We start from the raw sequence: 25,026 nt of genomic DNA on the forward strand, positions 1-25,026 counted from the left end.
GGTGGGAAAAAATTTCCTAAGGTTATACCCGAAACCGAGCGATACCCGCCCTGGTTAAACCGGAGATAACCCGATGAAAGAACAAGACCGTAAAGTAATGCGTATTTCCTTCAAACGTGCGACAGAGCAGCAACGCAAAGAGTTCCTGGCTGATGATGTAGCGGCCGTTTATGACCTCATGAAAGAGGTTGTGGAATCAGGGAGCTACACGGCGGCAAAGATGCTTAAACTGCAATTCTTGCTGGGCGACCTGAAATACAAATCCGAAGTTGTCGCCGGACGACGCGAGCATTAAACCGTAACGATAACGAACAACTAGCCTCGGCAATTGCCGGGGCTTTTTTACATCCAGACAAAGGAGAACATGGGATGCCTTCGACAAGCACCAAAAAAGAAATGGCGGTTAGTGATGTGCTTTACGCGCTTTCGACTATATGTGACGGAGCAATGATGAGGATGAAAGTCCTCCATGAAGCATACGGAAAAAGTCACGATGAGGCAGCTAAAGAATGCCTGAATGAGATTGTGGACTTCATTGATAGCCATCGGTCGCTGATAGCTCTCGATAACCAGCCGCAAGCCGAAGAATGCCAGAAGCGCGAGTATAAAACGATATATGGGAATAAGTTCTTCTGTCTAAGCGAGTTGGCTGCAAAGGTGGCCGACATTCTGGAGAACAACGGCGGTCGAATGCGTCAGGTTAGCTATCTGTCTGAATATGAATCTCTAATCATGTTAGTTGATCATTTAGTTGATACAGGAGCTTTACAGCTCAACTGCCTAAGGCTATCTGGTCACCCGATAAAAATGAATGGAAGGATATAACCGTGGACTTGCCGAGTGATTTGTTCTGGTTTCCGCTTCCAATAAGAGATTTGTTGGTATTTCTGGCTGGCGCTTACGTCTGGAGAAAAGCGAAAGACACCTCGTTATCTTTGAGGTTTGTCTTAGCTATATCGGTAGGAACCGCGCTGGGTACGGCGTATCTCTTGACATTACTGGAGATATTCATTGAAGAATGGATAGTTTCATGAATGGTCTTGGCATTTTTCTGGTGATTATGGCCGTGTGGTTTTGTTTCTCGCTGGTGGTTATTGCTGGTGTCCTGTGGCGCATCTTAGTGGCGCAGAGAGCTTTTCGGCGTAAGCGAGAGCAAATGCACCTTGATTTATATCGAAAGTAACTCTTACAGCCTCGCGGTGTCGCGGGGCTTTTTATTTTCAGGTGATGTTATGGAAAAGAAAGAAGATAAACCGATTGCCATTGGTGCAGATGCTGTTCCGTTTAAGTTTGAATTATCCCAACTGGTAACAATGCGTATCAGTGACGAATGGGGAGAAGTTAAAGCCCGTGCTCAGTATGCAAATGGCGAAAACCAGTATCTGATTCACTATCAGGCGGCTGATGGCCGTGCTACCACAGAGTGGTTTGGTGAGTCAATGCTGGAAGCAACAGAAGATGATCGTTATCCTGGCTGCCCTGTTTTTGCCTGTGTTGATTTGCCAGAAGGCGCGGTACTTGAAGACGACAAAGAAGAATGCTCGTCTGATGGCGAACTTGTCATTACCGGAATCGTTGATGGTAAGCCGGAATACTCTCGTATTGAGGTAAATAACGGCTGCCTCCGTTTGATCCCTGCGTAACGCATTACAGCAGCTCTTGTGCCTATCAGGGGCTGCGATAATGCGCAAACCAAAGCTGCCTCGTTAACTCCAGCTCGCTGTGGAGTTAATGCTGGTGGCTTTTTTATTACTGGAAGGTGGGCGACCGCCGTCAGTTGCGACCTGACGACAGTCATTCATACCCACAGGGTGCCGTGGATACAAACCGAGGCCCACTTGCTTGCACAAGCGAGGGGATTTTAGCGGATAAACGGCATGACAAAACAACTTAATGTGGTTTCTTTACCACTTTCTGTGTTGATTGGTTATGAAAAGAACGCTCGCACACACTCCGTGGAGCAGGTAGATCAGATTGTTGCCAGCATACAGGAGTACGGATGGACTAATCCGATCCTGATAGACGAGAACAACGTTGTAATTGCTGGTCATGGTCGAATTGCTGCGGCCACTCAGTTGGGGATGGATGATGTTCCCTGCATTGTTCTGGCTGGGCTAACGGAGAATCAGAAGAAGGCATATCGTCTGGCCGACAACCGTATTCCGCTGAATGCTGGTTGGGATGAAGAATTGTTAAGCGCGGAGCTTGCAGATCTTGCGGCCGATGATTTTGCTCTGGACTCAATTGGTTTTACTCAGCGCGAACTGGATAACTTATTGAGTGCGGCGGTCTACGATGACACAGAGGGTATGGATATCCCATTTGAGAAGGATGAGGCTAAATCTGGCGTAAAAGTTCAGTACTTGTCATTTGGAGGTCATAAAATCCCGGCAACGGATGAGGAAGCGGATCGTTTTGACTGCGCGGTGTCTCGTTATGTTGATGATAATGGCAGCTATATCGGATTTGTATCCGCATTGCTGGCTGGGGAGGTGTGCTGATGCTTCACCTCAATTACGACATAACGCACCTACGCGGCGCGGAATATAACCCGCGTTTTATCGGTGAGGATGATCTTGCGAGGCTGGCGGAAAGCGTCAGGGAGCTGGGGCTTGTGAAGCCATTGATAGTGCGCGGCGATTTGCTGGTGGCGGGACACCAAAGGACGAAGGCGCTACGTAAGTTGGGAATAACGCGTGCTGCGGTGTATGTGTTGCCCTGTGAAACGACGGTATACGACGAAGTACGGTTTAACCAACTGCATAACGGAACGGATTTTGATAGCGGAGATGAGCGTTGCAGGGTGTCCGGTCTGGAAGATAAGCATGGTTTTGTTCAGGTATCGGCAAGCCAGATCTCAGGCAATATGCGCGCGAAAATGGCATATGTTCGAAAGAACATAGCGGAACTGGTTATCAAGTATGGTCCGTGGGGTGGTTGTGTTGCTACTCAGTCTGGCGAGGTTATTCACTGTGCTCAGTATGCATTAGCAGCGAAGATGACGCGCACACCGCTAACGGTGTTTGTGATCCCTGATGTTGAGAAGGAAAAATACCAAAGTTATCTGAATAAAACTTATGGTGTATTTGAGTATTCTCATCTGGAGAAAACAACATACATCCAGACGTATGCGCAGCTTATGCGGTTGCGTAATGGTGGCAGCCTGAAATCAAACCTGTATGAGTCGTTGATCCTCCCGATCATTGCCAAGACGCCAAGAGGAATTGATTTTGGTTCGGGGCAGGGAGACTACGCGCGAATGCTCAGGGCAAAGGGGTATAACCTGCATGATCTCGAGCTTTTCCGCCGTAAGGGCGCAGGAAACACTCTGGATAGGGCTGCAACAAACCGAATGATTGATACGCTGGTGGACGACTTAAAAACGCGAGGGCGTTACGACTACGTGATTTGCGATAGCGTTTTGAACTCGGTCGATAGTGTCGAGGCTGAATGGTCCGTTCTGACGGTTCTGAAAGGCCTGTGTAAAGCTGGTGGGTCAATATTCTTTTCTGGCCGTAGCCGTGGAGAGCTGGAGAGTGTGCTTAAACGAACGCAAGCTGCTAGCTCTATAAGCCGGCTTTATTTTATTGACCATAACGGTTTTTCTGCTTTGTACCGGAAGGGACACTGGTTTTATCAGAAGTTCCATTCTGATGAGGAAGTGAAGCAATTGTGCCGTGAGCATAGCTTCAGAATAAAGCGGTCGGTATTTAACGGTAAGAGCTGGTATTTGCACGTTATTAACGATGATTCTCTTCGCTGGGAGAGTCTGGAGAAAGCTGTTCGTTTTGAGTTTGAGTTGCCGTTGCCTGGTGGTTCAACAATCGGACGATCTGATGATGTGCTGGCGGCTTTCCGGCCGTTGATTAAGTAGTGTGTAGGAGGTGCTGGTGGCTGACAGAATTGAGATAAAGATGGATTTTTCTTCTCAGGATATTCAACGACAACTCCAGCGCCTTGAAGAACGCGAATTGCCATTCGCAATGGCGCTTGCGGCAACTAGAACGGCAAAGGCTTCTCAGGCTGCGATTAAGAATGAAATTAATCGGGTATTTGACAGGCCCACGCCGTGGATTCAGAACTCTACTTACGTTTTGGCCGCAAAGAAGAGTGATCCTACAGCCATTGTGTATGCTCGTGAATGGGGAGGAACGCCAGCCCCTGTAACGTTGACTCCGCAAATCGAAGGTGGCCAACGACAGTACAAACGCTCAGAAGGGGCGCTAAGGGCTGGTGGATATTTGCCTAACGGCTGGCAGCTTGCTCCTGGTCCCGGCGCAAAGCTGGACAAATACGGGAATATTTCGCGGGGGCAATTACAGCAGGTCTTATCTGGCCTAAGAGTTCAGCGAGATGCGCATCAAAATCGCCGTCAGGGCAAGCCTACGGAGTTTTTTGTTGTTCGACCTGGTACAAGTAACCCGCTTCAACCAGGCGTCTGGCAGCGCGTTGGGCGGCGTCCTACGTTGATCCTTACGTTTATCCAGCAACCTAACTATTCGCAGCGTCTTGATTGGCATGGCGTGGCGCTGCGTGCTGGTGAGGATGCGTTTGCTGATGAAGTCACAAAGGCTATTGATGACATTCTTTCTAAGACCTTCTCTCGTTAATCATCGTGTGGTTGATGGTGTTGTTATGCAGAGTGTATTCACTGTGTTCTGTAGCGTCGCTCGCTGGCTGTCTGTGGGGGAGCACGAGCATCGTTTCATCGTCCGGCAGAATTGGGTCCTTCTGGCCAAAAGCGTTGGATGCGGGTCATTCGAACCCCGATGTTCGGCTAGCTAAACGTGAAAAAAGTTAGGTTAAAAGTTGCGGTAAAAGAAATTTACTCATCTCATTGAAAAATATCTGGAAAACGTGATTTTTTGCTGTATTTGTGCTGGTAAAAAGAAAGTGGAAAATTTTCTTTTAAATCATCAAGATACGCGCAGATCTTTAACCAATGTGATGTTGTTCTGATAAAAATCGTTATAAATCATGCAAATACATCCAATCTTTTAACCAAAACACCATCGCAAGATCCTTTTTACTTATAAAAACTTAATAAAATCAGATAATTATGCTGGTTTGTGTGATTTTTTATGAGTAAAAAGATCGTCATTTTTCTCTTTTAGTATCAATAAGTTAAACAGTTTTCTTTAACCTGTTGTGTTATGGCGGTTAAAAAATGGCTCTAAAAATCGAATATTTACCAGTCGGTAAGCTGCTCAGATATGCCAAAAATTCACGGACTCATTCAGATGAGCAAGTTGAACAGTTGGTGAACAGTATCCGTGAGTTCGGTTTCACTAATCCTGTGCTGATCGATGAAAAGAATGAACTGATTGCGGGGCATGGTCGGCTTGCAGCAGCCGAAATTCTGGAAATGGATAAAGTTCCGGCGATTCGGTTGAGTAACCTTTCTGAAAAACAGAAGAAGGCTTACAGGATTGCAGATAACAAGCTGGCCTTAAATGCTGGCTGGGATATGCAGCTTCTGGCCGAAGAAGTCAAAGAGTTAATGGATGATGATTTTGATATTGATCTGCTTGGGTTTAATGATGCAGAGCTTGACGAAATGTTAAGCGATGAACAGCCGCAGGAAGAAGACGATAATTCTTCCCCTGTTGTTCAAATTAAGTACCTGGCTATTGATAAAGAACGTATTCCCGCGACGGATATGGAAATTGCATTGTTGCTGGATGTTTATCGTCAGTACCACGACGCGCATGAAACGCATGAGGGATTTGTTCAGTATCTTGCTAATGGTTGCAAGTAATGGCCATCGTCAGTAAGTCAGAGTTTGCCCGCCGGAAAGGTATTTCTCCGGCAATGGTTACGAAGCTCTGTCGTTCCGGTCGCATTCCAGTGCTGAAAAGCGGCAAGCTGGATTTTGATAAAGCTAGTGCGGCTTATGAAGCGAGCCGACAGGTTGGTCGTGAGGTATCTGCTGAAAATGGAAAAAGAGGGCATGGGATATCTTCGGAACAACCAGAGTTACCCGCTGATGATGCCGGATTAGCTGGTGGAACTTCCGGTGTTGCGGTGCAATTCAACAAGGCTAAGACCGCAGAAAAAATTTATCAGGCAAAGCTGAAACGCCTTGAATTTGAAGAAAAGGAAGGCTCCCTCATCGCTAAAGATGCGGTCAGGGATGATGCATTTCTGGCAGCTAATGAATTGCGTAGTCGCTTATTTAGTATTGCTCCAAGAGCTGCTCCCCGTTGTGAAGGCAAAACAGCCAGGGAAATCGAACGCATTATTGAAGACGAGATTAATTTTGCGCTTCAGGCGCTCCAGGAATCCCGATTTATTAAGCAGGAAGAATAAACCTCATGGGCGAAACAGTATGGAGCACCGCTTTTTTCCGTGCGCTTCGCCCTAAATCACGGCTAACTGTTTCCGAATGGGCTGATAAGTATCGTCATGTAGCGCCGGGAACGTCTCCAGAGCCAGGGCCGTGGCGTACAAGCCGAGTGCCATATTTGCGTGAACCAATGGATGTTATTGGTGACGCTGATACAGAAACAGTAGTGATGCAATGTAGCTCTCAAATTGGTAAATCCGAATTACAGCTAAATGTTATGGGTTACTTTGCAGATCAGGAGCCATCTCCTCAGTTGATGATTTATCCAACGGTAGAGGCGGCTGAGGCTTTTTCAAAGGAACGTATTGATCCGACGTTCAAATATTCCCCTGGTTTGAAACACAAGCTGCATGAAGGGAAAGAGGGGCGCGGTGCAGCCAAAAAGTCCAGCACGACTATACGTATGAAGCATTACGCTGGTGGATATATAGCACTTGTTGGTGCTAATTCCCCAGCAGGTCTTGCATCCAGGCCAATTCGAATACTGTTAGCTGATGAGATTGATCGTTACGGTGTGACGCAGGAGGGCGACCCACTAAAACTAGGTATTCAGCGTACTACCAACTTTCATAATCGTAAGAAAGTTTTTGTTTCTACTCCTGTTTTGGAGGAAACGAGCAAAATCCACAAGTGGTTTAAGCTCTCCGATCAGCGTTACTACCATGTTCCTTGCCCATGTTGTGGCACCATGCAGGTGATGAAATGGTCGCAAGTCAGATGGGATAAGAGCGATTCAGGTGAGGCGTTACCGGAAACGGCCAGATATGAGTGCTGTGAGTGCGGCGGGATTATGCGCGGATCTGGTAAACCAGACGTTGATTGGTTGGCGAAGGGGGTATGGATAGCTGAACATACTGGAGTTAAAGGTATTGTTGGTTTTCATATTAACAGTCTTTACTCCCCGTGGGTTGCATTGTCAGAGTTGGTTGAAGAATTTACGGAAGCAACCAGAAACCGTGATAAAAATGGATTAATGGAGTTTATTAACCTTAAGCTGGGTGAGCCATGGAAAGAGGATGCTAAAGACGATATCGATCCTGAATATTTGTTGCAACGCAGAATAAGGTTTGAAGAGTTTTTACCAGATGATGTTTTATTGTTAAGTGCTGGTGTTGACGTACAGGACACGTATTTAGTTTGTGAATTGGTCGGTTGGGGAAAAGGTAAGGAATCATGGGGTATTGAATATAAAATATTTCCTGGCGATCCCGCACAAGATGTTGTCTGGAAACAACTTGATGAATACTTACTCCGTAGCTGGTCATTTCGTGACGGTCGAAAATTACAGATTTCTTCCGTTTGTATTGACTCTGGTGGGCATTTTACGACAGAGGTATATCGCTTTACTAAGCCGCGAGAATCAAGGCGAATATACTCTATCAGAGGTCGTGGTGGGGTAGGTTTACCGTTTATAGGAAAGCCAAGCAATAATAACCGTGTAGGCGCTATGTTGTTTAATTTGGGGGTTGATGATGGTAAAGGAACCATCATGGCACGAATTAAGCTACATGATCCTGGTCCTGGTTATATGCATTTCCCATTAGATTCTGACAGAGGATATGATACCGAATACTTTAAAGGGCTATTATCAGAGAAAAAAATATTTGAATATAAAAATGGGCAGACAAAAGAAAAGTGGGTGAAAGTCTACGAGCGTAACGAGCCTCTTGATTGCCGTAACTATGCAACTGCTGCGATGGAAATTCTGAACCCTAATTTTAACTGGCTTGCCGAACAGGAAATGCGAGGTAATGTGTATGTGCAGAACTCGTCAGGTATACGTAGAAGACGCCGTAGAGTTATAAGTAAAGGCGTAACCATATAGAGGAAATATAAATGAACAATGAAGCATTTTCTCTGACTGAGGCCAGAGAGATGTTATCTGTCTGGCGGGAAGCATATCGCGCTATTGCTATTGGAGGTCAGTCATATAAATTTGGCACACGGCAGTTAACTCGTGCGGATTTATCAGAAGTCAGAAAAGAGATGGATTACTGGCGTAATGAAGTAGAAAGATTATCAGCAGGTATACGCCGAGGCCCACGAATTAAACGAGTGGTGATAAGAGATTTATGAATATTCTTGATCGAGTTATTGCGCCGTTTTCACCTCAGAGGGCATTAAATCGAGCTTTGGCAAGAAAACGGTTAGAAGCACTTGAAAGTATTAATAACCTTGGATATTCACGTCATGGTGCAAGCACTCATAAAAAATCATTAAGGGGGTGGTTTAGTAAAGCAGGTTCTCCTGATGATGATATTGTTAAAAATATAGATAAATTGCGTGAGCGTTCTCGTGATCTCTTCATGGGGAACCCGCTATCGGTTGGTGCAATAAAAACTATCAGGACAAATGTTGTTGGTTCCGGTTTAAAACTAAATGCAAACATTGATGCCGATTTTTTGGGGCTGACGCAGGAAGAAGCGCGAGCATGGGAAAAGCATGTGGAGCGTGAGTTTAGATTATGGGCTGATTCTCCAAATTGTGATGCATCAAGAATGTGTACTTTTGGACAATTGCAATCATTGGTTCAAATATCTGCGTTAACATCAGGCGATATATTTGCTGCACTACCAGTTATTAAGCGTAATGGTGTTATATATGATTTGTGCGTCTATTTAATTGAAGGTGATCGTGTTTGTAATCCAGAGGACCGTTTTATACCAAATCTTTACGGTGGTGTAGAGGTTGGCGAATTTAGCGAGCCTGTGGCGTACTGGGTTGCAAAACATCACCCGGCCGGGACTTCTGGTTTTGTAACCCGCAAGTGGGAACGCATTCCCGCATATGGGAGTAAAACAGGAAGAAGAAATATTCTGCATGTCATGCAGGATTTTGAAAGGCCTGGGCAACGCCGTGGCGTTCCTGTTCTTGCTCCTGTAATTGAAGCGTTGAAGCAGTTAGGGCGATACACCGATGCTGAATTGGTTGCTGCGGTTGTGTCAGGGATGTTTACAGTCTTTATTAAAACAGACGCGCCTGATGGACCAGTAGGTGAATCGGGTATCCCTCAGTACGAGCAGATCGATAATCATGATGATAACACCCAAGAAATGGGGAATGGCTCCATAGTAAGTTTGGGTGAAGGTGAGTCGATAGATACAGCAAATCCCGGGCGACCAAATACAGCATTTGATGGTTTTGTTGTCGCCATATGCCGTCAAATAGGGGCTGCTTTAGAACTCCCTTATGAACTCTTGGTAAAGCATTTCACAGCAAGTTATAGCGCGAGCAGGGCCGCATTACTTGAGGCCTGGAAAATGTTTCGTATGCGTCGTGACTGGCTGGTTCAGTCATTCTGCCAGCCGATCTATGAGGAATGGTTAGCCGAAGCTGTTGCTAAAGGTCGTGTTATTGCCCCCGGTTTTTTTTATGGTCCTGAATATCGAGCTGCATGGAGTGGCGCTCAATGGTATGGCCCATCACAAGGCCAATTAGATCCTCTTAAAGAAGTTAAAGCCGCAAAAATGCGTGTTGAGGAAACATTCTCTACCCGTGAAAAAGAAGCGGCTGAAATGTCAGGTCTTAACTGGGAAGAAACCGCACAAATTTGTGGCAGGGAGGAGAGTGCTCGCCGTGAATTGGGGCTGATTACGCCTCCTGTTTCTGAGGTAAATGAACAAAATATGGAGACAGATGATGCCTAATTGGTGGGAAATAAAAAATAGCACGGGTGAAGATGACTCTCCGGCTGAACTTTTAATCTACGGATATATTGGCGAATTTGATGAGGTTTCTTCTTCTGATATAGTGAATAAGTTAAAGGATATTTCATCAAATACTATCAACGTAAAAATTAATAGTTATGGCGGTTCTGTTTTTACTGCTCAAGCTATTCTTTCATCATTAAAACGCCATAAGGCGAATATTACTGTTTATATCGACGGCATTGCTGCATCGGCTGCAACTATTATTGCAATGGCGGGTGATAAAATTATTATCCCATCTAATGCTATGATGATGATCCATAATCCGTGGACATGGGCAATGGGGGATGCGGATGAATTGCGTGATATTGCTGAGATGATGGATAAGATACGAAATAGTATTTTATCTGCATATAAGGAGAAAACAGGGCTTTCTGAGGATAAATTAATTGAACTAATGGATCAGGAAACATGGCTAAATGCAGAAGAAGCTGTTGAGCTTGGGTTTGCTGACGAGGTTGAAAAACCAATACGGCTATCTGCTTCCATAAAGGAAGGGATGCTTTCGCTCAATGGAATAACTTTTGAAGCATCAAGGTTTTCAAAATTACCTGATTCGCTCGCAAAGTTGCCACAAAATAAAAATGAATTATCTACTGAATTAAATGAACAAAATGAGGACGATGTTGTGACTCTTGATGAATTAAAGAATAAACATCCAGAATTATACAATCAGGTTTTTAATGCTGGTAAAGACGAGGGCGTTAAATCAGAGCGCGAGCGCATTGAGACAATCGAGAATAGCGTGATTCCAGGTCATGACGACCTAGTTAAGAATGCAAAATTCAAAACGGGTGTTTCTGCTGCTGAACTTGCTTTGGAAATTATGAATGCAGAGCGAGCGCGTAACAAAAACTTTCTTAATCAACGTCAAGAAGACGCAAATGAGGTGAATGATTCAGTTGATGTTAATCAACCAGAAAACAACGGCGATAAACAAGCTGAAGCAGTAAAAAATGTTATTGGATCAGTATTTAAAAACCGCGATAAAAATTAAGGTGAGTTTATGCGAGAGTCTTTTTCATTTGAACCAGATAATCTGATTATTTCTGGTGGTATGCCAGCAATTTCAACAAGTATTAAACTTGCCAGCGGTAAAGTAAAACGAGGTGAGTTACTTGCTTTTGTCAGTATTGATCAGACAACAAATGTTGTCACTGTGGCTCCGATAAATCTCTCTGGTGAGGGAGCGGCAAAAGAACCGTATTGTATTGCTCAACACAGTATTGATGCGACTGATTCAGCGCAAGTAGGAACAGCATGGTTGACCGGAATGTTCAATGCACGTGCGGTTATTCTTCCTGAATCAGCAAAGGTTGCCGATGTATATCTGGCTTGCCGGAAGGTTGGAATATTCATTAATACCGCACAACAAAATCCATCTGCGTAATATAAAGAGGTCGTATTTTTATGCCGAATATTGATATTTTTGAACGACGTACAATGCTTGAGCCTGTTATTCAGAATTTCAAGGCTCGTCGTTTTCTTCTTCGTACTTTTTTTCCTGGTGTTCAGACCTTTAATTCAAAGAAAGTTGATCTGGATTTTGTTCGCGGTGGCCGTACTATGGCTCCGTTTGTTGGTAAAGGTTTTGGCTCAAAAACCGTTGAGCGACGCGGCTTTGTAACGAGAACTCTGGAGCCACCACTTGTTGCACCTGATTTGGTAACAACAGCAGAGCAGCTTTTAAACAGGCTTCCGGGTGAGAATATTTACAACGCAAAATCGCCAGCAGAACGAGCCGCCGAGCAATTAGGTAAAGATTTGCTTGAGCTTGATGAAATGGTTAACCGCCGTGAAGAATGGATGTGTGCACAAGTCTTGTTTACGGGGCAGGTTGATATTGTTGGTGAAGGAGTGGATGACACAGTTTATTTTTGGCCTGAAGAGGAAGGAGATAAACCATATCTTGAACTGACAGGTGATGATTTATGGAGTGCAGCAAAATCAGATCCGTTGGTCAATGTTCGCAACTGGAAACGTCGGGTATCACTAACTTCAGGTTTTACTCCTCGTGTTGCCGTAATGGGCGCAAAAGTTGTTGATGCTTTCGTTAAAAATGAAGCAATAACTAAATATCTTGATAATCGCCGAAAAGAGCTTGGGTATATTAAGCCTGAGGAGTTAGAAGAAGGCGTAACTCATTATGGCAATATTGAAGGTGTCGATTTTTATGGTTACGACGAACTTATTCTCAGTGATAAAACAGGAAAACCAGAACCATTAGTACCGGAAGATAAGATTCTCTTTGGCTCTCCTGGTCGAGGAACGATGCTGTATGGAGCTGTAGAGCTTGTAGATGAGGTTGAAAAGTCTCTGACGATTGTTGAGTCACCACGGGTTCCAGACACCTGGGTATCTCGTAAGGCGGGAGGCCGTTATGTTGCCATGAAGTCATCTCCACTGCCTAATCCTGGTGTAGCTGACGCCTATCTGGTGGCTAAGGTGGTTTAAATGGCCAGACTGGTTAAAAATATTGATACGATAAGCCACGGCTCGCTAAAAGCGGGCCGTTTGCTTAATGGGCTAATGGATAACTCCAGGATTGCCGAACTGATTGCGTCAGGACATGCTATTGCCACCGAAGAGGATGGTGATTTGGCGTCGGCTGGGGGCTATGATGCGGCTAAGTTAGCTTTTGAGCATGGATACGCATCTGCTGTTAATGATGCTGTGGACGCGGGGTTGATTACGCGAACGGAGGCGGGTAGCTGTGTATTCGAGGTTGAGTTTGAGGATGATGGCGGCAATGAGGAAACAGTTGCTGATGATTCATCTGAATCTGTAGCTACTTCTGATACCAGTAATGCGAAAAAATCAACGCAAAAAAAAGGTAATAAGAAGTAATGAACTCCTTCAAAGAGGTTATAGCGCAAGATATTTCTGCAATATTCCTCAATGAAAAAGAGTTTGCCGATACATATAACATAGACGGCAAGGATATCCTTGCCGTTATTGATACAGACCTTATTCATGAGCGAAATAAACGCTCATATGCTGAGTTTGCAGAGGGAATAAATCAGGGGCAAATAATCTTATTTGTTTCAAGAAAAGATTTTCCTGTGCTCCCTGTCAAAGACCAGGCAATGAAAATCAACGGTAAAAATTATATTATTGATGAAGTGTCAGATAATGTTGGTGTATTGGAAATAACTCTTACTGTTAATACTAACAGAGGAATGCCGATTTGATTAATCTTTTGATAAATGCAATAAAAAATCGGTTGGAGCATGAGGTTTTCCATGATTTATTAGTGCAGGGGCCTCCTTATGATGAAACAGACAGCGATATTAAATTGTTTGTTCCAACAATATTTAAAGGGTACTTGCCTCCTAAATCACAACCATCTCCAGATAAACCGCCTGAATTTCCTCATGTGATTATCAGGCCAACGGAAGGAGGGATGCAGCCTGAAACGGAAGAAGTTAAGGTTAAGTTTCTTTTAGGTGGTTTTTGTGAAGATCATACTGGATATGAATGGGTAATGGCTCTTCTTGAAAGGATGATGTTTAATTTTCAGGAGAAGCCTTTACTTGAAGAGAAATTTCTCTTTCAGGGCGATATCAGGTGGCGAATGTTTGATGATCAACCATATCCATATTGGATAACGGAAGCAACTGGAACGTGGCTAGTATTAAAACCTCAGAATATTCAGTCTCAGGAGTTTATCTAAATGGCTAATAAGAAAAGTAGTAAAGAAGATATAGATAAGAAGGAAGATGTTGCTCAAACATTTGTGTATATAGGTCCAACAATCCCTCAAATCTCACTTTTGAAGCATAAACTATTCAAGAATGGTTTATCTCCAGAGTGTGAAAAATTAATTTCATATATTCCTGGTGCAAAGTGTTTGTTTGTGGCAACCAGTGACTTTGCAGATGCAGAAAAAAGACTTTCTGATAAAACCAGCGTTGAGTATGTAATGTACTCTCGTGTTTCTTCTTCTATCATGGAGATTAAATAATGGGATATCGCCACGGTATTTATATATCTGAGCTGGCTACGTCTATAACTCCTCCTGTGCAAGTTAGTGCTGGGTTGATTGTTGCATTTGGCACGGCTCCTGTTAATCAGTTAGAAGATCCAGCATCAGCGGTAAATAAACCAATAATTGCTTATACCTACGCAGAGGCCGTATCTAAAATAGGATATAGCACAAACTTCGAGAAATATACTTTAAGCGAAGTAATTAAAGTCGCATTTGGCATATATGGTGTTGCGCCAGTTGTATTTATTAATGTGCTTGACCCAGCAAAGCATAAGAAAGACGTTACTGATGAGGTAGTAAATCTTTCTGGCGGGAAAGGTACGCTCTCTAACGATGGTGTCTTATATAAATCTGTTGTTGTGAAAAAAGCAGATGGTGATTCGCCTGGGTTAACGCTTGATACTGATTATGTGCTGGCGCTGGATGATAATGGCTATACGGTCATTACAGCCATTAACGGAGGAAAGATTACCGAAAAAGACGCCACTCTTAAGGTTAGTTATACGCATCTTGATCCCGGAGCTGTAACTAAAAATGACATTATCGGTGGTGTTGATTCCAACACTAAAGCCAATACAGGGCTTGAGTTACTGTCAGATGTGTATCCTCGCTTCAAGTTAGTTCCTGGACAAGTGATTGCGCCTGGATTTAGTTCTGATAGTGAAGTTGGTCAGCTAATGGCGGCTAAAGCCGCGCTGATTAGTGAATTGTTCAAAGCAGAAGCTATAACTGATGCGCCGACCGATAAATCTACTATCAGTGATTATTCGGCTGTTCCTGAATGGAAACAGAACAATAATCACATGGCAGCTAACCAGACAGTGTGCTGGCCGATGGTAAAACTTGGTGACAATATTTACCATCACTCAACCCATTTAGCGGCCGCAACATGCTTGCTGGATAGTCAGAATGGCGATATCCCATCACGTTCTCCGTCAAATATAAAACTACAGATGGATGGTGCTGTACGTAAAGATGGCAGTGAAGTATGGCTTAATATTAGCCAGGCAAACTACTTAAATGGACAAGGGATCGTAACAAGCCTTAATTTTGATGGTTGGAAATCATGGGGAAACCGTAATGCTATTTATCCAACATCTACAGACCCCAAAGATGCATTTCGTGTTTGCCGACGTATGTTTAACTGGGTGGGTAATACGTTAATTCTTTCGCATTGGTCAAAAATAGACAATCCTGCAAACCGTAGATTAATCGAATCGATTGTTACAAGTGCGAACATTTGGCTTAACGGCCTCACTGGTAATCAGGATATTGCAGGTGGTGTTGTTACCTTTGATCAGTCTGAAAACACGATTACGTCATTGATGGACGGGATTGTTAAATTCCATGTAAAAATGACACCGTTCTCACCTGCCAGAGATATAGAATTCGTCATGGAATATAATCCTGATTATCTGCTGAACTTGTTTTCTGAATAAATAATAGGAGGTTGCTTTGAGCAATCAAATTCCTGAGAGACTTATTAACTTTACAGTATACGGTGAGGGAAACCGTATTATCGGGGTTGCTGATGCAAAACTGCCATCAATTGAGATGATGACAGAGACAGTTAGTGGTGCAGGTATCGCTGGAGAGCTTGAGAGCGGAACTCTGGGGCATTTCAAACCAATGACTGTCTCTCTTAAATGGCGAACTCTAACCTCTGCTGGTACAAAATTATTTCTATCCTCATCGCATCAGGTAGATTTTCGCGGTAGCCAGCAGGTTTATGATGCCGGAACAGGAAAATATAAAACGGTTCCTATTCGAGCTTCAATGAAGCTAAACCCTAAAAAACTGGATTTGGGTTCGCTACAGGTAGCAAAGGCCACTGATTCAGAAAATGAATTCGAAGTTCTCTATATCAAATTATTTATTGATGGAAAAGAAGTCTTAGAAATTGATAAGTTGAACTTTATTTGTATCTTTGATGGCGAAGATATATTAAAAACTGTTCGTGATGATTTAGGTTTATAAGGTGAAAAAATGGAAACCGTTAAATTAAGTAAAGAATATCGTTTTGAAGACTTTGAGCCAGTGACTGAACTCAACCTTGATTTAGACAACCTAAAAGGTAGTGATATTTTAGAAGTATCGGACTTACTTCAATCTCAAGGGCATGTTTCAGTTCAAACATCAATTGATCATAAAGTCCATGTTGCCCTGGCTGCTCGCTGTATTGGCCGTCCGATAGAGTATCTGAATGGATTGCCAGCGAAAGACTTTGTTAAAGTTTGCCAAAAGGTACAGAATTTTTTGCTCTCGTAGGTTTTGACGAGAAAAAACCTATTGATAAGCAAATAATGAGGGCCGCGAGTTCTCTATCTCAATCATCTCAATCAACACCTATATCCTACTGGCTTTCGCTTCGGTTGAGGCGAATCGTCGCATGGATTGACGTGTTTAATGAGGATTAATACTAATGGCCAGCAATAAGAACTTTAAGCTGGCTTTTGAAATTGGCGGCAAAGTTGCCGCCTCTCTCCCCAAAAGTTTTACTACAGCTAATCAGGCTGTTGCTAAATTAAATGCCGAGCTTGCTGGATTAACGAAAGAACATGGGGAAATTCAAAAGCTACAATCTGTAAAAGTAAAAGTTGGACAGACTGCCCTCGAATATCATAAAGCTGCCGCTCGCGTTGAAGAGTTACAGAAGCAAATAAAAAACACGGCCAATCCAACCAGAGCGATGCTTCGTGACTTTGAGAAGGCAAAAACACATTCATCGAATTTACGAGCATCACTACGTTCTCAGCGTGAAGAACTAGCCGCTTTAAAGTCTGCCTATCAGGGGGCTGATACATCTGCCAGAGCTTTGGCCTCAAGAGAGAAAGAGCTTAAAGCAAGCATTGATCGTAATCGTGAGGCTCAGGCCCGTAGCGTTGAGCAGGTTAACCGCTACAGAACGGCTTTGGCTTTAGCCAGAGCAAATGTTCAGCAAGTGAAAAAACAGCAGGAGGAACTAAACCGGGCATTAGAAAAACAACGTATTGATAAAATTAACAGCTATAAAAATGCGTTGGCTGAAGCACGGAAAAATGTTCTTGCAGTAAAACGTGCTCAGGAGGAGTTAAACCGCGCGTTGGAAAGGCAACGTGAATTGAAGCGAGAGCATCTTGGTGAGGCAAAGAGTCAACTTGTAAGGTCTGGATTACAAACTGGTGCTGTAGCGGCTGGTGCATTTGCTGCTGCTAATAATGCAGCAAATTTTAATCGTGAAAACAAAATGATTGGTCTTACGGCAGATATGAAGCCGGAAGAAGTTCAGGCGATGGGGCGGGCGATGCTTGTTACCGGGACGGCTACCAACCAGTTTGCATCTGATATTCAGGCTGCTCAGGGTTTTCTCGTTGCCGCAGGGCAGGATTATAAAGAGGCTCAGGCGAATCTACTAACTATTGGGCGAACGGCTACAGCTACTGGCTCTGATATCCTCGATGTCTCGAAAGCATCATTTACATTAAGTGACTCATTGAAGATTGATCCATCTCAAATGAAGTCTGCAATGGGGATTCTGGTTCAGGCAGGGAAAGAGGGGAACTTTGAATTTAAAGACATGGCCAAAAATCTCCCTGTGCTTGGTGCTCAGTTCCAGGCATTAAAAATGGGAGGTAAAGAAGCCGCCGCGACGATGGGGGCAGCTTTGCAGATAGCTCGCAAAGGTGCTGCAACTTCGGATGAGGCTGCTAATAATATGAACAACTTTTTGGCGAAAATACTTTCCCCTGAAACACTAAAAAAAGCAAAGAAAAATTTTGGTGTAGATTTATATAAAATTGTCACAACAGCGCAAAAAAAAGGGAAAAATCCATTCGAAGCTGCAATGCATTCTGTCATGAAAATGACTAAGAACGGAGATCAGAAGCTGCTTGGTGAACTATTTGGCGATATGCAGGTTCAGAACTTTGTTCGTCCGATGATTCAAAACTGGAAGGAATACCAGAGAATCAAAGCAACATCTCTTGGTGCTGGAAGTGCTGTTATTGACCGCGATTTTGCCAACATAACGAAAGATAATGCGGAGCGATTGAAACAATTACGTATTCAGGCTAGCAATGCATCATTAAGTTTTGGTCAGGCCTTGCAACCGGCTTTGAATGCCGCGCTTAGTGTTTTGGTTCCACTGATTACAAAAATTAGTGAATTTGTAGCTAACAACCCCAATTTTGTTTCTCAGATTGTGATGGCGGCAGGTGCGTTTCTAACCATGAAAAGTGTGGTTATAGCGTGTAGGGTAGCTATGCTGGCTTTATCAGTAGCGACAAAGCTAACACCCTTCGGGTGGATTCAGATGGCTATATCTGCGCTGGTTGCCGCAGGAATATTGCTCTATCAGAACTGGGATAAGATCAGAGATTATGCTGTCAGAGTTTGGCCTTCTGTTAAGGAATATACAGTTAAATCGTTTGAGGCTATAAAAAACTTTATCTTAAACTTTGATCTCAATGGATGGATTATATCTATGTTTGGTAAAGCATGGAGTTATCTTTCCAACATAAACTGGAGTTCGGTAGGAGTAAGAATTTATAGTACATTAATTAGTGCTTTTAAATGGATGTCTCCGCTTCCGTTATTAATTAAAGCGTTTAAACTTACAACAAATTACCTTTCTGGTATTAACTGGAGCGAAACAGGAAAGAAAATCATAGATACACTGGTATCTGTTTTTATGCGTTTTTCACCTATTGGACTATTTATAAGAGCATTTCAATCTGTAACGGCTTATTTGTCTGGAATAAACTGGAGTGAGTCAGGTGCGAAAATAATTGAGACGTTAATCACAGGGATAAAATCAAAAGCAAATGCTTTGATTAATGAAGTGAAAGGTGTTTTTTCTTCTGTTCGTGAGTATTTACCGTTCTCTGATGCGAAAAAAGGTCCATTCTCCCAGTTAACAAAGTCAGGTGGTGCAATAATGACTACTCTGGCATCTGGTGTTAGCAGGAATAACAGCTTACAGAATGCAATCGCAACCCAGTTCGGGCAATCAAATTTATCACCTCACGGGATATCTGCTGCCGGGAGTTCTGGACCTCGCCAGAACGTTAATGCAGTGACTGGTGGGATAATCTATTCTCCAGTAATCAATCTTCCGGCTGGCTCACCAAAGGAAACGGAGGCGGCAGCTAAAAGAGCATTAGATGCGGGATATTCTGACTTTGAGAAGAAATTGAGTGCTCATATGTTTCAACAGCGGAGATTAAGTTTTGGATGATTACAGAACGGTTCAGGGGGACTCGTGGGATAGTATCGCGTTAAAGTTGTATGGTAATGAGTACCTGTCTTATCTTCTGATTGATGCTAATACAGAGCACCGTTTTACGGTGCTTTTTTCTGCGGGAATTATTCTTAAAGTTCCTGATGCTCCAGATATGCCAACAGCAGTAAACAACTTGCCTCCGTGGAGACGCAATAGTGTTACGTAAAACGCTTTTTGATGTTATATATCAGAATGTAAATATTACCGCTCATATGTCGCCTGATATTTTATCAATATCTTATACGGATAATGAAGATGGTCAGGTTGATGATATATCTATTACATTAAAAAATGATGATGGAAAATGGTCTGGAGACTGGACACCTAAAAAGGGTGATTTTATTGATTTAAGCTTTAAGCCTATTAATCAAATCGTACTTGAGTGCGGGAAATTCCAGGTGGATGGTGTAACTTGTTCTGGTCCACCTTCTGTTGTTGAGGTGACTGCTGTTTCTGTTCCTGTGTCATCAGGAATCAGACGTAATTTAAAAAGTAATGCATGGGAAAAAACAACACTCAAAGATATTGCTGCATCTATAGCTAAATTAGCTAATATTGAATTGTTATTCCTTATTGATAAGGATAGTAATCCATATTATGCGCGTGAAGACCAGACTGAGGAAAGCGATTTAAAATTTCTCCATCGACTTTGCCAGGATGAAGGGCTATCGTTAAAGGTTACTGATACTCAATTAGTGATATTTGCTCAAGAGATGTTTGAGCAAAGAGATCCTATCGCCACGCTTACATTAGGAGTTGATGAGATAATCAGATATAGCTTTAGCACACAATCTACGGATTTGTATAAAAGTTGCACATGTAAATATCGTATTCCGAAAAAAAGAAAATCGCTTTCATATACTTGGGTAGATCCATCCGTAGAAGAAGGGTCGAATCTTAAAATAAGAAAAGCGGTAGCTAATTTAGATGAAGCAAAACGTAAGGCGAAGGCCGCTTTGCGGCTTAAAAATAGATATCAAAATACCGGATCTTTAATACTGGTAGGAGATACCAGGCTGGTAGCTGGTGTAACTATAAGCCTGGAGGGATTTGGTTCATTTTCTGGAAAATATCTTATATCGAAAGCCGCACATTCAATTGGGGCCAGTAGTGGTTATACCACCTCGATTGATGTTCGAAGAGTGATTAACGGGTATTAATATGAGTGATTTAGAAACATTATTACGTCAGACTATAAGAGTTGGTGTTGTTTCTGATATTGATGATAGCGATGTTACTGCAAGGGTTACTTTCGATGATCAGGATAATGTCACTTCGGCAAAGTTATCTGTTGTTGTGAAAAATACAGATAAAAACGCTGATTACTGGATGCCTGACATTGGTGAACAGGTTTTGTGTATCTTTCATCCGGCAGGACCGCAACAGGGTTTTATTCTTGGTAGTTTTTATGATGAAACACAGAAACCGCCGTCAGATACGGCAAATAAACGTGTCATTAGATTTAGTAACGGGACTCGTATTGAGGTAGATAGAGAGTCTAATTCGATTCTTGTTGATGCTGTCGGTGATGTAACCGTTAAGGGTACAGGGACCGTAACTATCGATGCTCCTGAAACTATCATAACCGGAAACGCTACAATTGAAGGGTTGCTAACCTTCAATGGTGGAATGAAAGGCTCTTCTACTGGAGGCGTTGCAGCTACAATTTCTGGGAATGTTAAGGTTATTGGTGGTGATATAGATGTTGATGGGATTAAATCTAAAGGTCACCATCACACAGCTCAGGGAGAAAACGCTCCGACAACGGAGGCTCAGGCATGATTGTCGGGATGCTTGGCACAATGCCTTTTGTTGCCTCGTCAATGGTGGTGAATACGTTCAATAATTTTAAAAGGGCGTCAAAGCGCCGCATGGCACGTCATGATGTTATCGGCCTTAAACCTGTTCTTGAGGATATAGGGCCGGATCTGGATGAAGTTAGTTTTAACATGCGACTGGATACAACTCTTGGCATTGTTCCATTGGCGGCACTTTCATTACTTAGGACAATGCAATCAGTTCAGGAGGCGAATCCTGTTGTTATTGGTATCCAGTATTTTGGTAATTTTGTCATTACAGATATAGATGAATCTTGGACTCATTTTGGACCAACTGGTAATCCACGAGTGATTATTGTCGGCATTAAGTTACAGGAAGTTGGACAGACTTCTCTGAAAGAAGCATTGGTTGATATTGCTGGAAATATAGAATCAAAAACTCGAAGTGCGTTAGGTAAATTATTATGAATAATATGTTTACCGTCCCATCATCTTCTTATTTGATTGATTGGTCGCCAAAAACAGTTGTAGAAGAAGTTTTGCAAAATGTCTCTACTATTATTAACACTCAGATTGGCACTGTACCATATGCCAGAAAATTAGGAATTAATTCAGGTCTTGTTGATAGCCTCAGTCCAATTTTTATTGCTACAGCAACACGAGAAATAATTCAAAAAATTAGTGAGTTTGAGCCTAGAGCTATCATCCATTCTGTTACTTTTGAAAGGACGGACGTTTCTGATGGTTTTATTAGGCCAAAACTGGTGATAGGAGTTAGAGAATGAAGTTGCCGCGCGGTGGTTTGCCAGATATTACTTTCGCAGATTCTAACCCGACTGATATAACAACTCGTTCAATCAGGGCTTTTGAGAGTATAACAGGTGAAACATTAGCACCTGCTGATCCTCGTAGATTATTCATTTTGTCATTGTGTGAGATAATTATACAGCAAAGAAAAGCTATCGATTTTTCTGCAAAACAAAACCTTCTTACATATGGTGAAGGTGAATATCTCGACCATATAGGCTATCTGACGGATACTCCCAGGCTGGAAGCTCAATCTGCATTGACTACATTTGAGTTTAATCTGTCAACAAAATTATCAGGGATATATACAATACCTGCTGGTACTCAGATTTCAACTGGGAATAGTGTTATTTTCCAAACGGATATCTTGTTGGAAATACCCGCAGGGAAAACAGTTGGTACAGTCTCGGGATATGCTCTTATACCAGGTTCATCAGGGAATGGTTTTTTACCAGGACAAATAAACGAGTTAGTGACTCCGTTGCCGTATGTTTCCAGCGTAAGGAATCTAACAACGTCTAATTCTGGTGCTGATACAGAATCAGATGATAATTATGCTGAAAGAATAAAACTGTCGCCGGAAAAACTGTCTACAGCAGGACCGGAGGATTCTTATAAATATTGGACAAGAACAGCAAACCAGAATATAAAAGATGTTAATGTATATACACCATCACCCGGAACTGTAGAAATTCGTTCTTTATTAGATAATGGTGACATACCTTCTGATGAATTATTAGAGCAGGTAAATAGTGTTCTCTCTGCAACTAATATTAGACCATTTACAGATAAAGTTCTTGTTAAGAAACCTGATGTAATTGAATATGATATAATATTGAAATATTGGATTAACTCATCCGATAAAAACTTGACGGTATCAATTCAAAATGAAGTTGAGAAAGCTATTAATGAGTATAAACAATGGCAACGTTCGGTTATGGGGCGAGATATAAATCCAGATGAAATTATTCAACGTTTGAAAAATGCTGGGGCTAAAAGATTAGAGATATCAAGCCCTGTGTTCACTGTGGTTGGAGAGACGCAGGTGGCCAGAGAGAGAAACATTAATTGCCAGTATGCGGGGTTAGAAGATGGCTGATATCTTTAATGTTAGTTTGTTGGATGTTTTACCCCCGAACTTAGCCAAAGACCCTAATGTAATAGCTATTTCTAAAGCTATTGATGAGGAACTACAGGCAATCAATAATTTAATATACAAGACAGAAATATATAGTATTGTTGATAATCTGGATTCAGTTGTTCTTGATCATTTAGCCTGGCAATGGAATGCTGATACATGGAGGGATAGTTGGCCTGTATCGTTAAAGCGTTCTGTTTTTAAATCAATAATACGAACAAAGCGAATAAAGGGTACAAGGGCGGCGGTTGAAGATGTAGTAAATAGCTTGGGTGGAGAGGTAAACATAACAGAATGGTTTGAAACATCACCGCCTGGCGAACCATATACAGCCTCAATTGTTGCGTCGATTAACTCTTTTGATGGTGCCGTTCCTTCGAAAGAGATGCTGGAAGATACGTTAAGAAGTATCAAGAGCGCAAAGTCGGCAAGAACACTATTTACTTTTTCGCAGGCCACCAATGTTTCTGGTGGTGTTGGTATTATAGGTGCTTGCCAACCTGTGTCTTATGTAAGATTAATTGGCGAGTGCTAGCTCGCGATTTGTTAATTAAAGGTATTTAGCGTGAGTAAATTATTATTTACGATGACTGACGCAGGGCGTCAGGAACTGGTTAATGCCAACAAGACTGGAACAAATAAGGTTGAGATTGTTTCTGTTGGTTTAGGTAGTCGATATTATGTCACATCAACCACACAAATAAATATAACAGATGAAATAAAACGACTTACCACAATAGGCGGCAAAGTCGTTTCCCCTGATACAATTCATGTTACGGCGAAGGATGATAGTAAAGATGAGTATGTTGTCCATACAATAGGATTGTATACAAATAAAGGAACGTTGTTTGCTGTATACTCGCAAGAGCAAGCAATAATAAATAAAGCATCCTCTACTATTGCTTTAATATCAAGTGATATAGCAATTAAAACTCTTGATACTAAAAACATTATATTTGGTGATATTGAGTTTATAAATCCGCCTGCAACCGAAACTGTTGTTGGGGTAGCAAGATTTGCTAATGAACAAGAAATTGATGAAGGTACAGATGACTCTTTGGCTGTATCGGCAAAGCGGCTTAAGCAAGCCATTGTGAAACATGAGCAGTCACGTAATCATCCTGATGCAACTTTAACTTCAAAAGGTTTTGTTCAACTAAGCAGTGCCACCAGTAGCACGTCTGAAATACTTGCTGCGACACCTAAAGCTGTTAAGGCGGCATATGACCTAGCTAATGGCAAATACACAGCACAGGACGCTACCACAGCGCGAAAAGGGATTGTTCAGCTCAGTAGCGCCACGAACAGCGCATCTGAAACGCTGGCAGCAACGCCAAAAGCTGTTAAGGCAGCGTATGATCTTGCGGCCGGAAAGGCTCCCTCCAGTCACACGCATCCGTGGGATCAGATAACAAACGTGCCGGTAGCTTCACTGACAGTAAGAGGAATCACTCAGCTTAGTAGCGCCACCAACAATACGTCTGAAACTCTGGCTGCGACACCGAAAGCGGTTAAGGTGGTAATGGATGAAACAAAAAAGAAAGCCCCCCTAAACAGTCCGGCTCTGACTGGAACGCCAACAACGCCAACAGCACCAAATGGGACTAATAATACTCAGATCGCAAGCACAGCTTTCGTTATGGCTGCGATTTCCGCACTTGTAGACTCGTCACCTGACGCACTGAATACGCTGAACGAGCTGGCCGCCGCGCTTGGTAATGATCCAAATTTTGCAACCACCATGACTAACGCGCTTGCGGGTAAGCAACCGAAGGATGCCACCCTGACTGCGCTGGCAGGACTTGCTACAGCAGCAGATAAACTCCCTTATTTTACAGGGGCAGATCGTGCCGCGTTAACCGCACTGACAAGTGTTGGACGTGCCATTCTTAGTAAGCCCAGCACACAGGGGGTTCTCGATTACCTTGGTTTACGAGAAGCGGCAAAACGGGATGTAGGGACAGGGGCAAATCAGATACCTGATATGGAGAGTTTTCAGTCT

General features: G+C 42.8%; 30 protein-coding genes. All 30 read left to right on the forward strand.

All coding sequences use genetic code 11. From position 1 onward, the window contains the following. The first annotated feature begins 73 nt into the window (after nucleotides 1–73). Nucleotides 74–295: a hypothetical protein gene (locus FC814_RS18920; protein WP_301546376.1), complete on the forward strand. Its 222-nt coding sequence runs from the start codon at nucleotides 74–76 to the stop codon at nucleotides 293–295. 74 nt (nucleotides 296–369) lie between these two features. Continuing rightward, a complete protein-coding gene (locus FC814_RS18925) occupies nucleotides 370–825 on the forward strand; it encodes a hypothetical protein (RefSeq protein ID WP_137326311.1) in 456 nt (151 codons plus the stop codon). Between the two features lie 205 nt (nucleotides 826–1,030). After that, nucleotides 1,031–1,183: a hypothetical protein gene (locus tag FC814_RS22885; RefSeq protein ID WP_170939265.1), complete on the forward strand. Its 153-nt coding sequence runs from the start codon at nucleotides 1,031–1,033 to the stop codon at nucleotides 1,181–1,183. Between the two features lie 49 nt (nucleotides 1,184–1,232). After that, nucleotides 1,233–1,643: a hypothetical protein gene (locus FC814_RS18935; RefSeq protein ID WP_137326312.1), complete on the forward strand. Its 411-nt coding sequence runs from the start codon at nucleotides 1,233–1,235 to the stop codon at nucleotides 1,641–1,643. A 234-nt stretch (nucleotides 1,644–1,877) separates the two neighbouring features. Next, complete coding sequence (locus FC814_RS18940; protein WP_040123400.1) at nucleotides 1,878–2,501, forward strand: ParB/Srx family N-terminal domain-containing protein; 624 nt, start codon at nucleotides 1,878–1,880, stop codon at nucleotides 2,499–2,501. Continuing rightward, nucleotides 2,501–3,874, forward strand: coding sequence for a ParB N-terminal domain-containing protein (locus FC814_RS18945; RefSeq protein WP_074561944.1), 1,374 nt, complete (start codon nucleotides 2,501–2,503; stop codon nucleotides 3,872–3,874). The genes FC814_RS18940 and FC814_RS18945 overlap by 1 nt, the downstream gene beginning before the upstream one ends. Nucleotides 3,875–3,890: 16 nt before the next feature. Then, a complete protein-coding gene (locus tag FC814_RS18950) occupies nucleotides 3,891–4,610 on the forward strand; it encodes a hypothetical protein (protein ID WP_000775053.1) in 720 nt (239 codons plus the stop codon). 557 nt (nucleotides 4,611–5,167) lie between these two features. Further along, entirely contained in the window at nucleotides 5,168–5,758 is a 591-nt protein-coding gene (locus FC814_RS18955) for a ParB/Srx family N-terminal domain-containing protein (protein WP_001185429.1), read from the forward strand. Beyond that, complete coding sequence (locus FC814_RS18960) at nucleotides 5,758–6,309, forward strand: hypothetical protein (protein WP_001019009.1); 552 nt, start codon at nucleotides 5,758–5,760, stop codon at nucleotides 6,307–6,309. The genes FC814_RS18955 and FC814_RS18960 overlap by 1 nt, the downstream gene beginning before the upstream one ends. Nucleotides 6,310–6,314: 5 nt before the next feature. Then, complete coding sequence (locus FC814_RS18965; protein ID WP_001406385.1) at nucleotides 6,315–8,171, forward strand: phage terminase large subunit family protein; 1,857 nt, start codon at nucleotides 6,315–6,317, stop codon at nucleotides 8,169–8,171. A gap of 11 nt (nucleotides 8,172–8,182) precedes the next feature. Continuing rightward, nucleotides 8,183–8,422 carry a DUF6148 family protein gene (locus tag FC814_RS18970; protein WP_001058287.1) on the forward strand — a complete coding sequence of 80 codons (240 nt, stop codon included), beginning with the start codon at nucleotides 8,183–8,185 and terminating at the stop codon, nucleotides 8,420–8,422. Then, nucleotides 8,419–9,993 (forward strand): phage portal protein, encoded by a 1,575-nt coding sequence (locus FC814_RS18975; RefSeq protein WP_137326313.1) that lies wholly within the window; start codon nucleotides 8,419–8,421, stop codon nucleotides 9,991–9,993. Before FC814_RS18970 ends, FC814_RS18975 begins: the two co-directional genes overlap by 4 nt. Further along, entirely contained in the window at nucleotides 9,986–11,050 is a 1,065-nt protein-coding gene (locus FC814_RS18980; protein WP_170967954.1) for a head maturation protease, ClpP-related, read from the forward strand. Before FC814_RS18975 ends, FC814_RS18980 begins: the two co-directional genes overlap by 8 nt. A 9-nt stretch (nucleotides 11,051–11,059) precedes the next feature. After that, complete coding sequence (locus tag FC814_RS18985) at nucleotides 11,060–11,443, forward strand: head decoration protein (RefSeq protein WP_137326314.1); 384 nt, start codon at nucleotides 11,060–11,062, stop codon at nucleotides 11,441–11,443. A 20-nt stretch (nucleotides 11,444–11,463) separates the two neighbouring features. Further along, entirely contained in the window at nucleotides 11,464–12,507 is a 1,044-nt protein-coding gene (locus FC814_RS18990; RefSeq protein WP_137326315.1) for a major capsid protein, read from the forward strand. Further along, a complete protein-coding gene (locus FC814_RS18995; protein ID WP_170967953.1) occupies nucleotides 12,508–12,900 on the forward strand; it encodes a hypothetical protein in 393 nt (130 codons plus the stop codon). Further along, nucleotides 12,900–13,244, forward strand: a complete 345-nt coding sequence (locus tag FC814_RS19000) for a sugar transporter (protein WP_137326316.1) — start codon at nucleotides 12,900–12,902, stop codon at nucleotides 13,242–13,244. Before FC814_RS18995 ends, FC814_RS19000 begins: the two co-directional genes overlap by 1 nt. Then, the gene (locus tag FC814_RS19005; protein WP_137326317.1) at nucleotides 13,241–13,726 is read left to right on the forward strand and encodes a hypothetical protein; all 486 of its coding nucleotides are present in this window, start codon (nucleotides 13,241–13,243) and stop codon (nucleotides 13,724–13,726) included. Before FC814_RS19000 ends, FC814_RS19005 begins: the two co-directional genes overlap by 4 nt. Continuing rightward, nucleotides 13,727–14,017, forward strand: a complete 291-nt coding sequence (locus tag FC814_RS19010; RefSeq protein ID WP_137326318.1) for a hypothetical protein — start codon at nucleotides 13,727–13,729, stop codon at nucleotides 14,015–14,017. Beyond that, nucleotides 14,017–15,480, forward strand: a complete 1,464-nt coding sequence (locus tag FC814_RS19015; protein ID WP_137326319.1) for a phage tail sheath family protein — start codon at nucleotides 14,017–14,019, stop codon at nucleotides 15,478–15,480. Before FC814_RS19010 ends, FC814_RS19015 begins: the two co-directional genes overlap by 1 nt. A 16-nt stretch (nucleotides 15,481–15,496) precedes the next feature. Then, nucleotides 15,497–16,018 carry a phage major tail tube protein gene (locus tag FC814_RS19020; RefSeq protein WP_001706256.1) on the forward strand — a complete coding sequence of 174 codons (522 nt, stop codon included), beginning with the start codon at nucleotides 15,497–15,499 and terminating at the stop codon, nucleotides 16,016–16,018. A gap of 9 nt (nucleotides 16,019–16,027) precedes the next feature. After that, nucleotides 16,028–16,309 carry a phage tail assembly protein gene (locus FC814_RS19025; RefSeq protein WP_137326320.1) on the forward strand — a complete coding sequence of 94 codons (282 nt, stop codon included), beginning with the start codon at nucleotides 16,028–16,030 and terminating at the stop codon, nucleotides 16,307–16,309. A 154-nt stretch (nucleotides 16,310–16,463) separates the two neighbouring features. Then, nucleotides 16,464–19,256 carry a phage tail tape measure protein gene (locus FC814_RS19030; RefSeq protein ID WP_137326321.1) on the forward strand — a complete coding sequence of 931 codons (2,793 nt, stop codon included), beginning with the start codon at nucleotides 16,464–16,466 and terminating at the stop codon, nucleotides 19,254–19,256. A gap of 200 nt (nucleotides 19,257–19,456) precedes the next feature. After that, nucleotides 19,457–20,461 (forward strand): phage late control D family protein, encoded by a 1,005-nt coding sequence (locus FC814_RS19040; RefSeq protein ID WP_137326322.1) that lies wholly within the window; start codon nucleotides 19,457–19,459, stop codon nucleotides 20,459–20,461. Between the two features lies 1 nt (nucleotide 20,462). Then, the gene (locus tag FC814_RS19045) at nucleotides 20,463–21,083 is read left to right on the forward strand and encodes a phage baseplate assembly protein V (protein ID WP_137326323.1); all 621 of its coding nucleotides are present in this window, start codon (nucleotides 20,463–20,465) and stop codon (nucleotides 21,081–21,083) included. Continuing rightward, the gene (locus FC814_RS19050; RefSeq protein ID WP_137326324.1) at nucleotides 21,080–21,547 is read left to right on the forward strand and encodes a phage tail protein; all 468 of its coding nucleotides are present in this window, start codon (nucleotides 21,080–21,082) and stop codon (nucleotides 21,545–21,547) included. Before FC814_RS19045 ends, FC814_RS19050 begins: the two co-directional genes overlap by 4 nt. Beyond that, entirely contained in the window at nucleotides 21,544–21,864 is a 321-nt protein-coding gene (locus FC814_RS19055) for a GPW/gp25 family protein (RefSeq protein ID WP_137326325.1), read from the forward strand. The genes FC814_RS19050 and FC814_RS19055 overlap by 4 nt, the downstream gene beginning before the upstream one ends. Then, entirely contained in the window at nucleotides 21,861–22,985 is a 1,125-nt protein-coding gene (locus FC814_RS19060) for a baseplate J/gp47 family protein (protein WP_137326326.1), read from the forward strand. The genes FC814_RS19055 and FC814_RS19060 overlap by 4 nt, the downstream gene beginning before the upstream one ends. Then, entirely contained in the window at nucleotides 22,978–23,559 is a 582-nt protein-coding gene (locus tag FC814_RS19065) for a phage tail protein I (RefSeq protein WP_137326327.1), read from the forward strand. Before FC814_RS19060 ends, FC814_RS19065 begins: the two co-directional genes overlap by 8 nt. Nucleotides 23,560–23,589: 30 nt before the next feature. Continuing rightward, nucleotides 23,590–25,026, forward strand: a 1,437-nt coding sequence (locus FC814_RS19070; RefSeq protein ID WP_205713605.1) for a tail fiber protein, incomplete at its 3' end; no start/stop codon positions are given.

Origin of the sequence: Escherichia sp. MR (genome assembly GCF_005280595.1) — a bacterium.
In the GTDB taxonomy this organism is placed as follows: domain Bacteria; phylum Pseudomonadota; class Gammaproteobacteria; order Enterobacterales; family Enterobacteriaceae; genus Escherichia; species Escherichia ruysiae.

What these genes read in the sequence shown, in the direction of transcription:
- FC814_RS18945 (WP_074561944.1), top strand. Translation starts at nt 2,501, where the DNA reads ATGCTTCACCTCAATTACGACATAACGCACCTACGCGGCGCGGAATAT.
- FC814_RS18985 (WP_137326314.1), top strand. Translation starts at nt 11,060, where the DNA reads ATGCGAGAGTCTTTTTCATTTGAACCAGATAATCTGATTATTTCTGGT.
- FC814_RS18990 (WP_137326315.1), top strand. Translation starts at nt 11,464, where the DNA reads ATGCCGAATATTGATATTTTTGAACGACGTACAATGCTTGAGCCTGTT.
- FC814_RS19060 (WP_137326326.1), top strand. Translation starts at nt 21,861, where the DNA reads ATGAAGTTGCCGCGCGGTGGTTTGCCAGATATTACTTTCGCAGATTCT.
- FC814_RS18975 (WP_137326313.1), top strand. Translation starts at nt 8,419, where the DNA reads ATGAATATTCTTGATCGAGTTATTGCGCCGTTTTCACCTCAGAGGGCA.
- FC814_RS18925 (WP_137326311.1), top strand. Translation starts at nt 370, where the DNA reads ATGCCTTCGACAAGCACCAAAAAAGAAATGGCGGTTAGTGATGTGCTT.
- FC814_RS18955 (WP_001185429.1), top strand. Translation starts at nt 5,168, where the DNA reads ATGGCTCTAAAAATCGAATATTTACCAGTCGGTAAGCTGCTCAGATAT.
- FC814_RS19015 (WP_137326319.1), top strand. Translation starts at nt 14,017, where the DNA reads ATGGGATATCGCCACGGTATTTATATATCTGAGCTGGCTACGTCTATA.
- FC814_RS19000 (WP_137326316.1), top strand. Translation starts at nt 12,900, where the DNA reads ATGAACTCCTTCAAAGAGGTTATAGCGCAAGATATTTCTGCAATATTC.
- FC814_RS19025 (WP_137326320.1), top strand. Translation starts at nt 16,028, where the DNA reads ATGGAAACCGTTAAATTAAGTAAAGAATATCGTTTTGAAGACTTTGAG.
- FC814_RS18980 (WP_170967954.1), top strand. Translation starts at nt 9,986, where the DNA reads ATGCCTAATTGGTGGGAAATAAAAAATAGCACGGGTGAAGATGACTCT.
- FC814_RS18995 (WP_170967953.1), top strand. Translation starts at nt 12,508, where the DNA reads ATGGCCAGACTGGTTAAAAATATTGATACGATAAGCCACGGCTCGCTA.
- FC814_RS19050 (WP_137326324.1), top strand. Translation starts at nt 21,080, where the DNA reads ATGATTGTCGGGATGCTTGGCACAATGCCTTTTGTTGCCTCGTCAATG.
- FC814_RS18960 (WP_001019009.1), top strand. Translation starts at nt 5,758, where the DNA reads ATGGCCATCGTCAGTAAGTCAGAGTTTGCCCGCCGGAAAGGTATTTCT.
- FC814_RS18970 (WP_001058287.1), top strand. Translation starts at nt 8,183, where the DNA reads ATGAACAATGAAGCATTTTCTCTGACTGAGGCCAGAGAGATGTTATCT.
- FC814_RS18965 (WP_001406385.1), top strand. Translation starts at nt 6,315, where the DNA reads ATGGGCGAAACAGTATGGAGCACCGCTTTTTTCCGTGCGCTTCGCCCT.
- FC814_RS19045 (WP_137326323.1), top strand. Translation starts at nt 20,463, where the DNA reads ATGAGTGATTTAGAAACATTATTACGTCAGACTATAAGAGTTGGTGTT.
- FC814_RS18940 (WP_040123400.1), top strand. Translation starts at nt 1,878, where the DNA reads ATGACAAAACAACTTAATGTGGTTTCTTTACCACTTTCTGTGTTGATT.
- FC814_RS19065 (WP_137326327.1), top strand. Translation starts at nt 22,978, where the DNA reads ATGGCTGATATCTTTAATGTTAGTTTGTTGGATGTTTTACCCCCGAAC.
- FC814_RS19055 (WP_137326325.1), top strand. Translation starts at nt 21,544, where the DNA reads ATGAATAATATGTTTACCGTCCCATCATCTTCTTATTTGATTGATTGG.
- FC814_RS19030 (WP_137326321.1), top strand. Translation starts at nt 16,464, where the DNA reads ATGGCCAGCAATAAGAACTTTAAGCTGGCTTTTGAAATTGGCGGCAAA.
- FC814_RS18935 (WP_137326312.1), top strand. Translation starts at nt 1,233, where the DNA reads ATGGAAAAGAAAGAAGATAAACCGATTGCCATTGGTGCAGATGCTGTT.
- FC814_RS19010 (WP_137326318.1), top strand. Translation starts at nt 13,727, where the DNA reads ATGGCTAATAAGAAAAGTAGTAAAGAAGATATAGATAAGAAGGAAGAT.
- FC814_RS22885 (WP_170939265.1), top strand. Translation starts at nt 1,031, where the DNA reads ATGAATGGTCTTGGCATTTTTCTGGTGATTATGGCCGTGTGGTTTTGT.
- FC814_RS18920 (WP_301546376.1), top strand. Translation starts at nt 74, where the DNA reads ATGAAAGAACAAGACCGTAAAGTAATGCGTATTTCCTTCAAACGTGCG.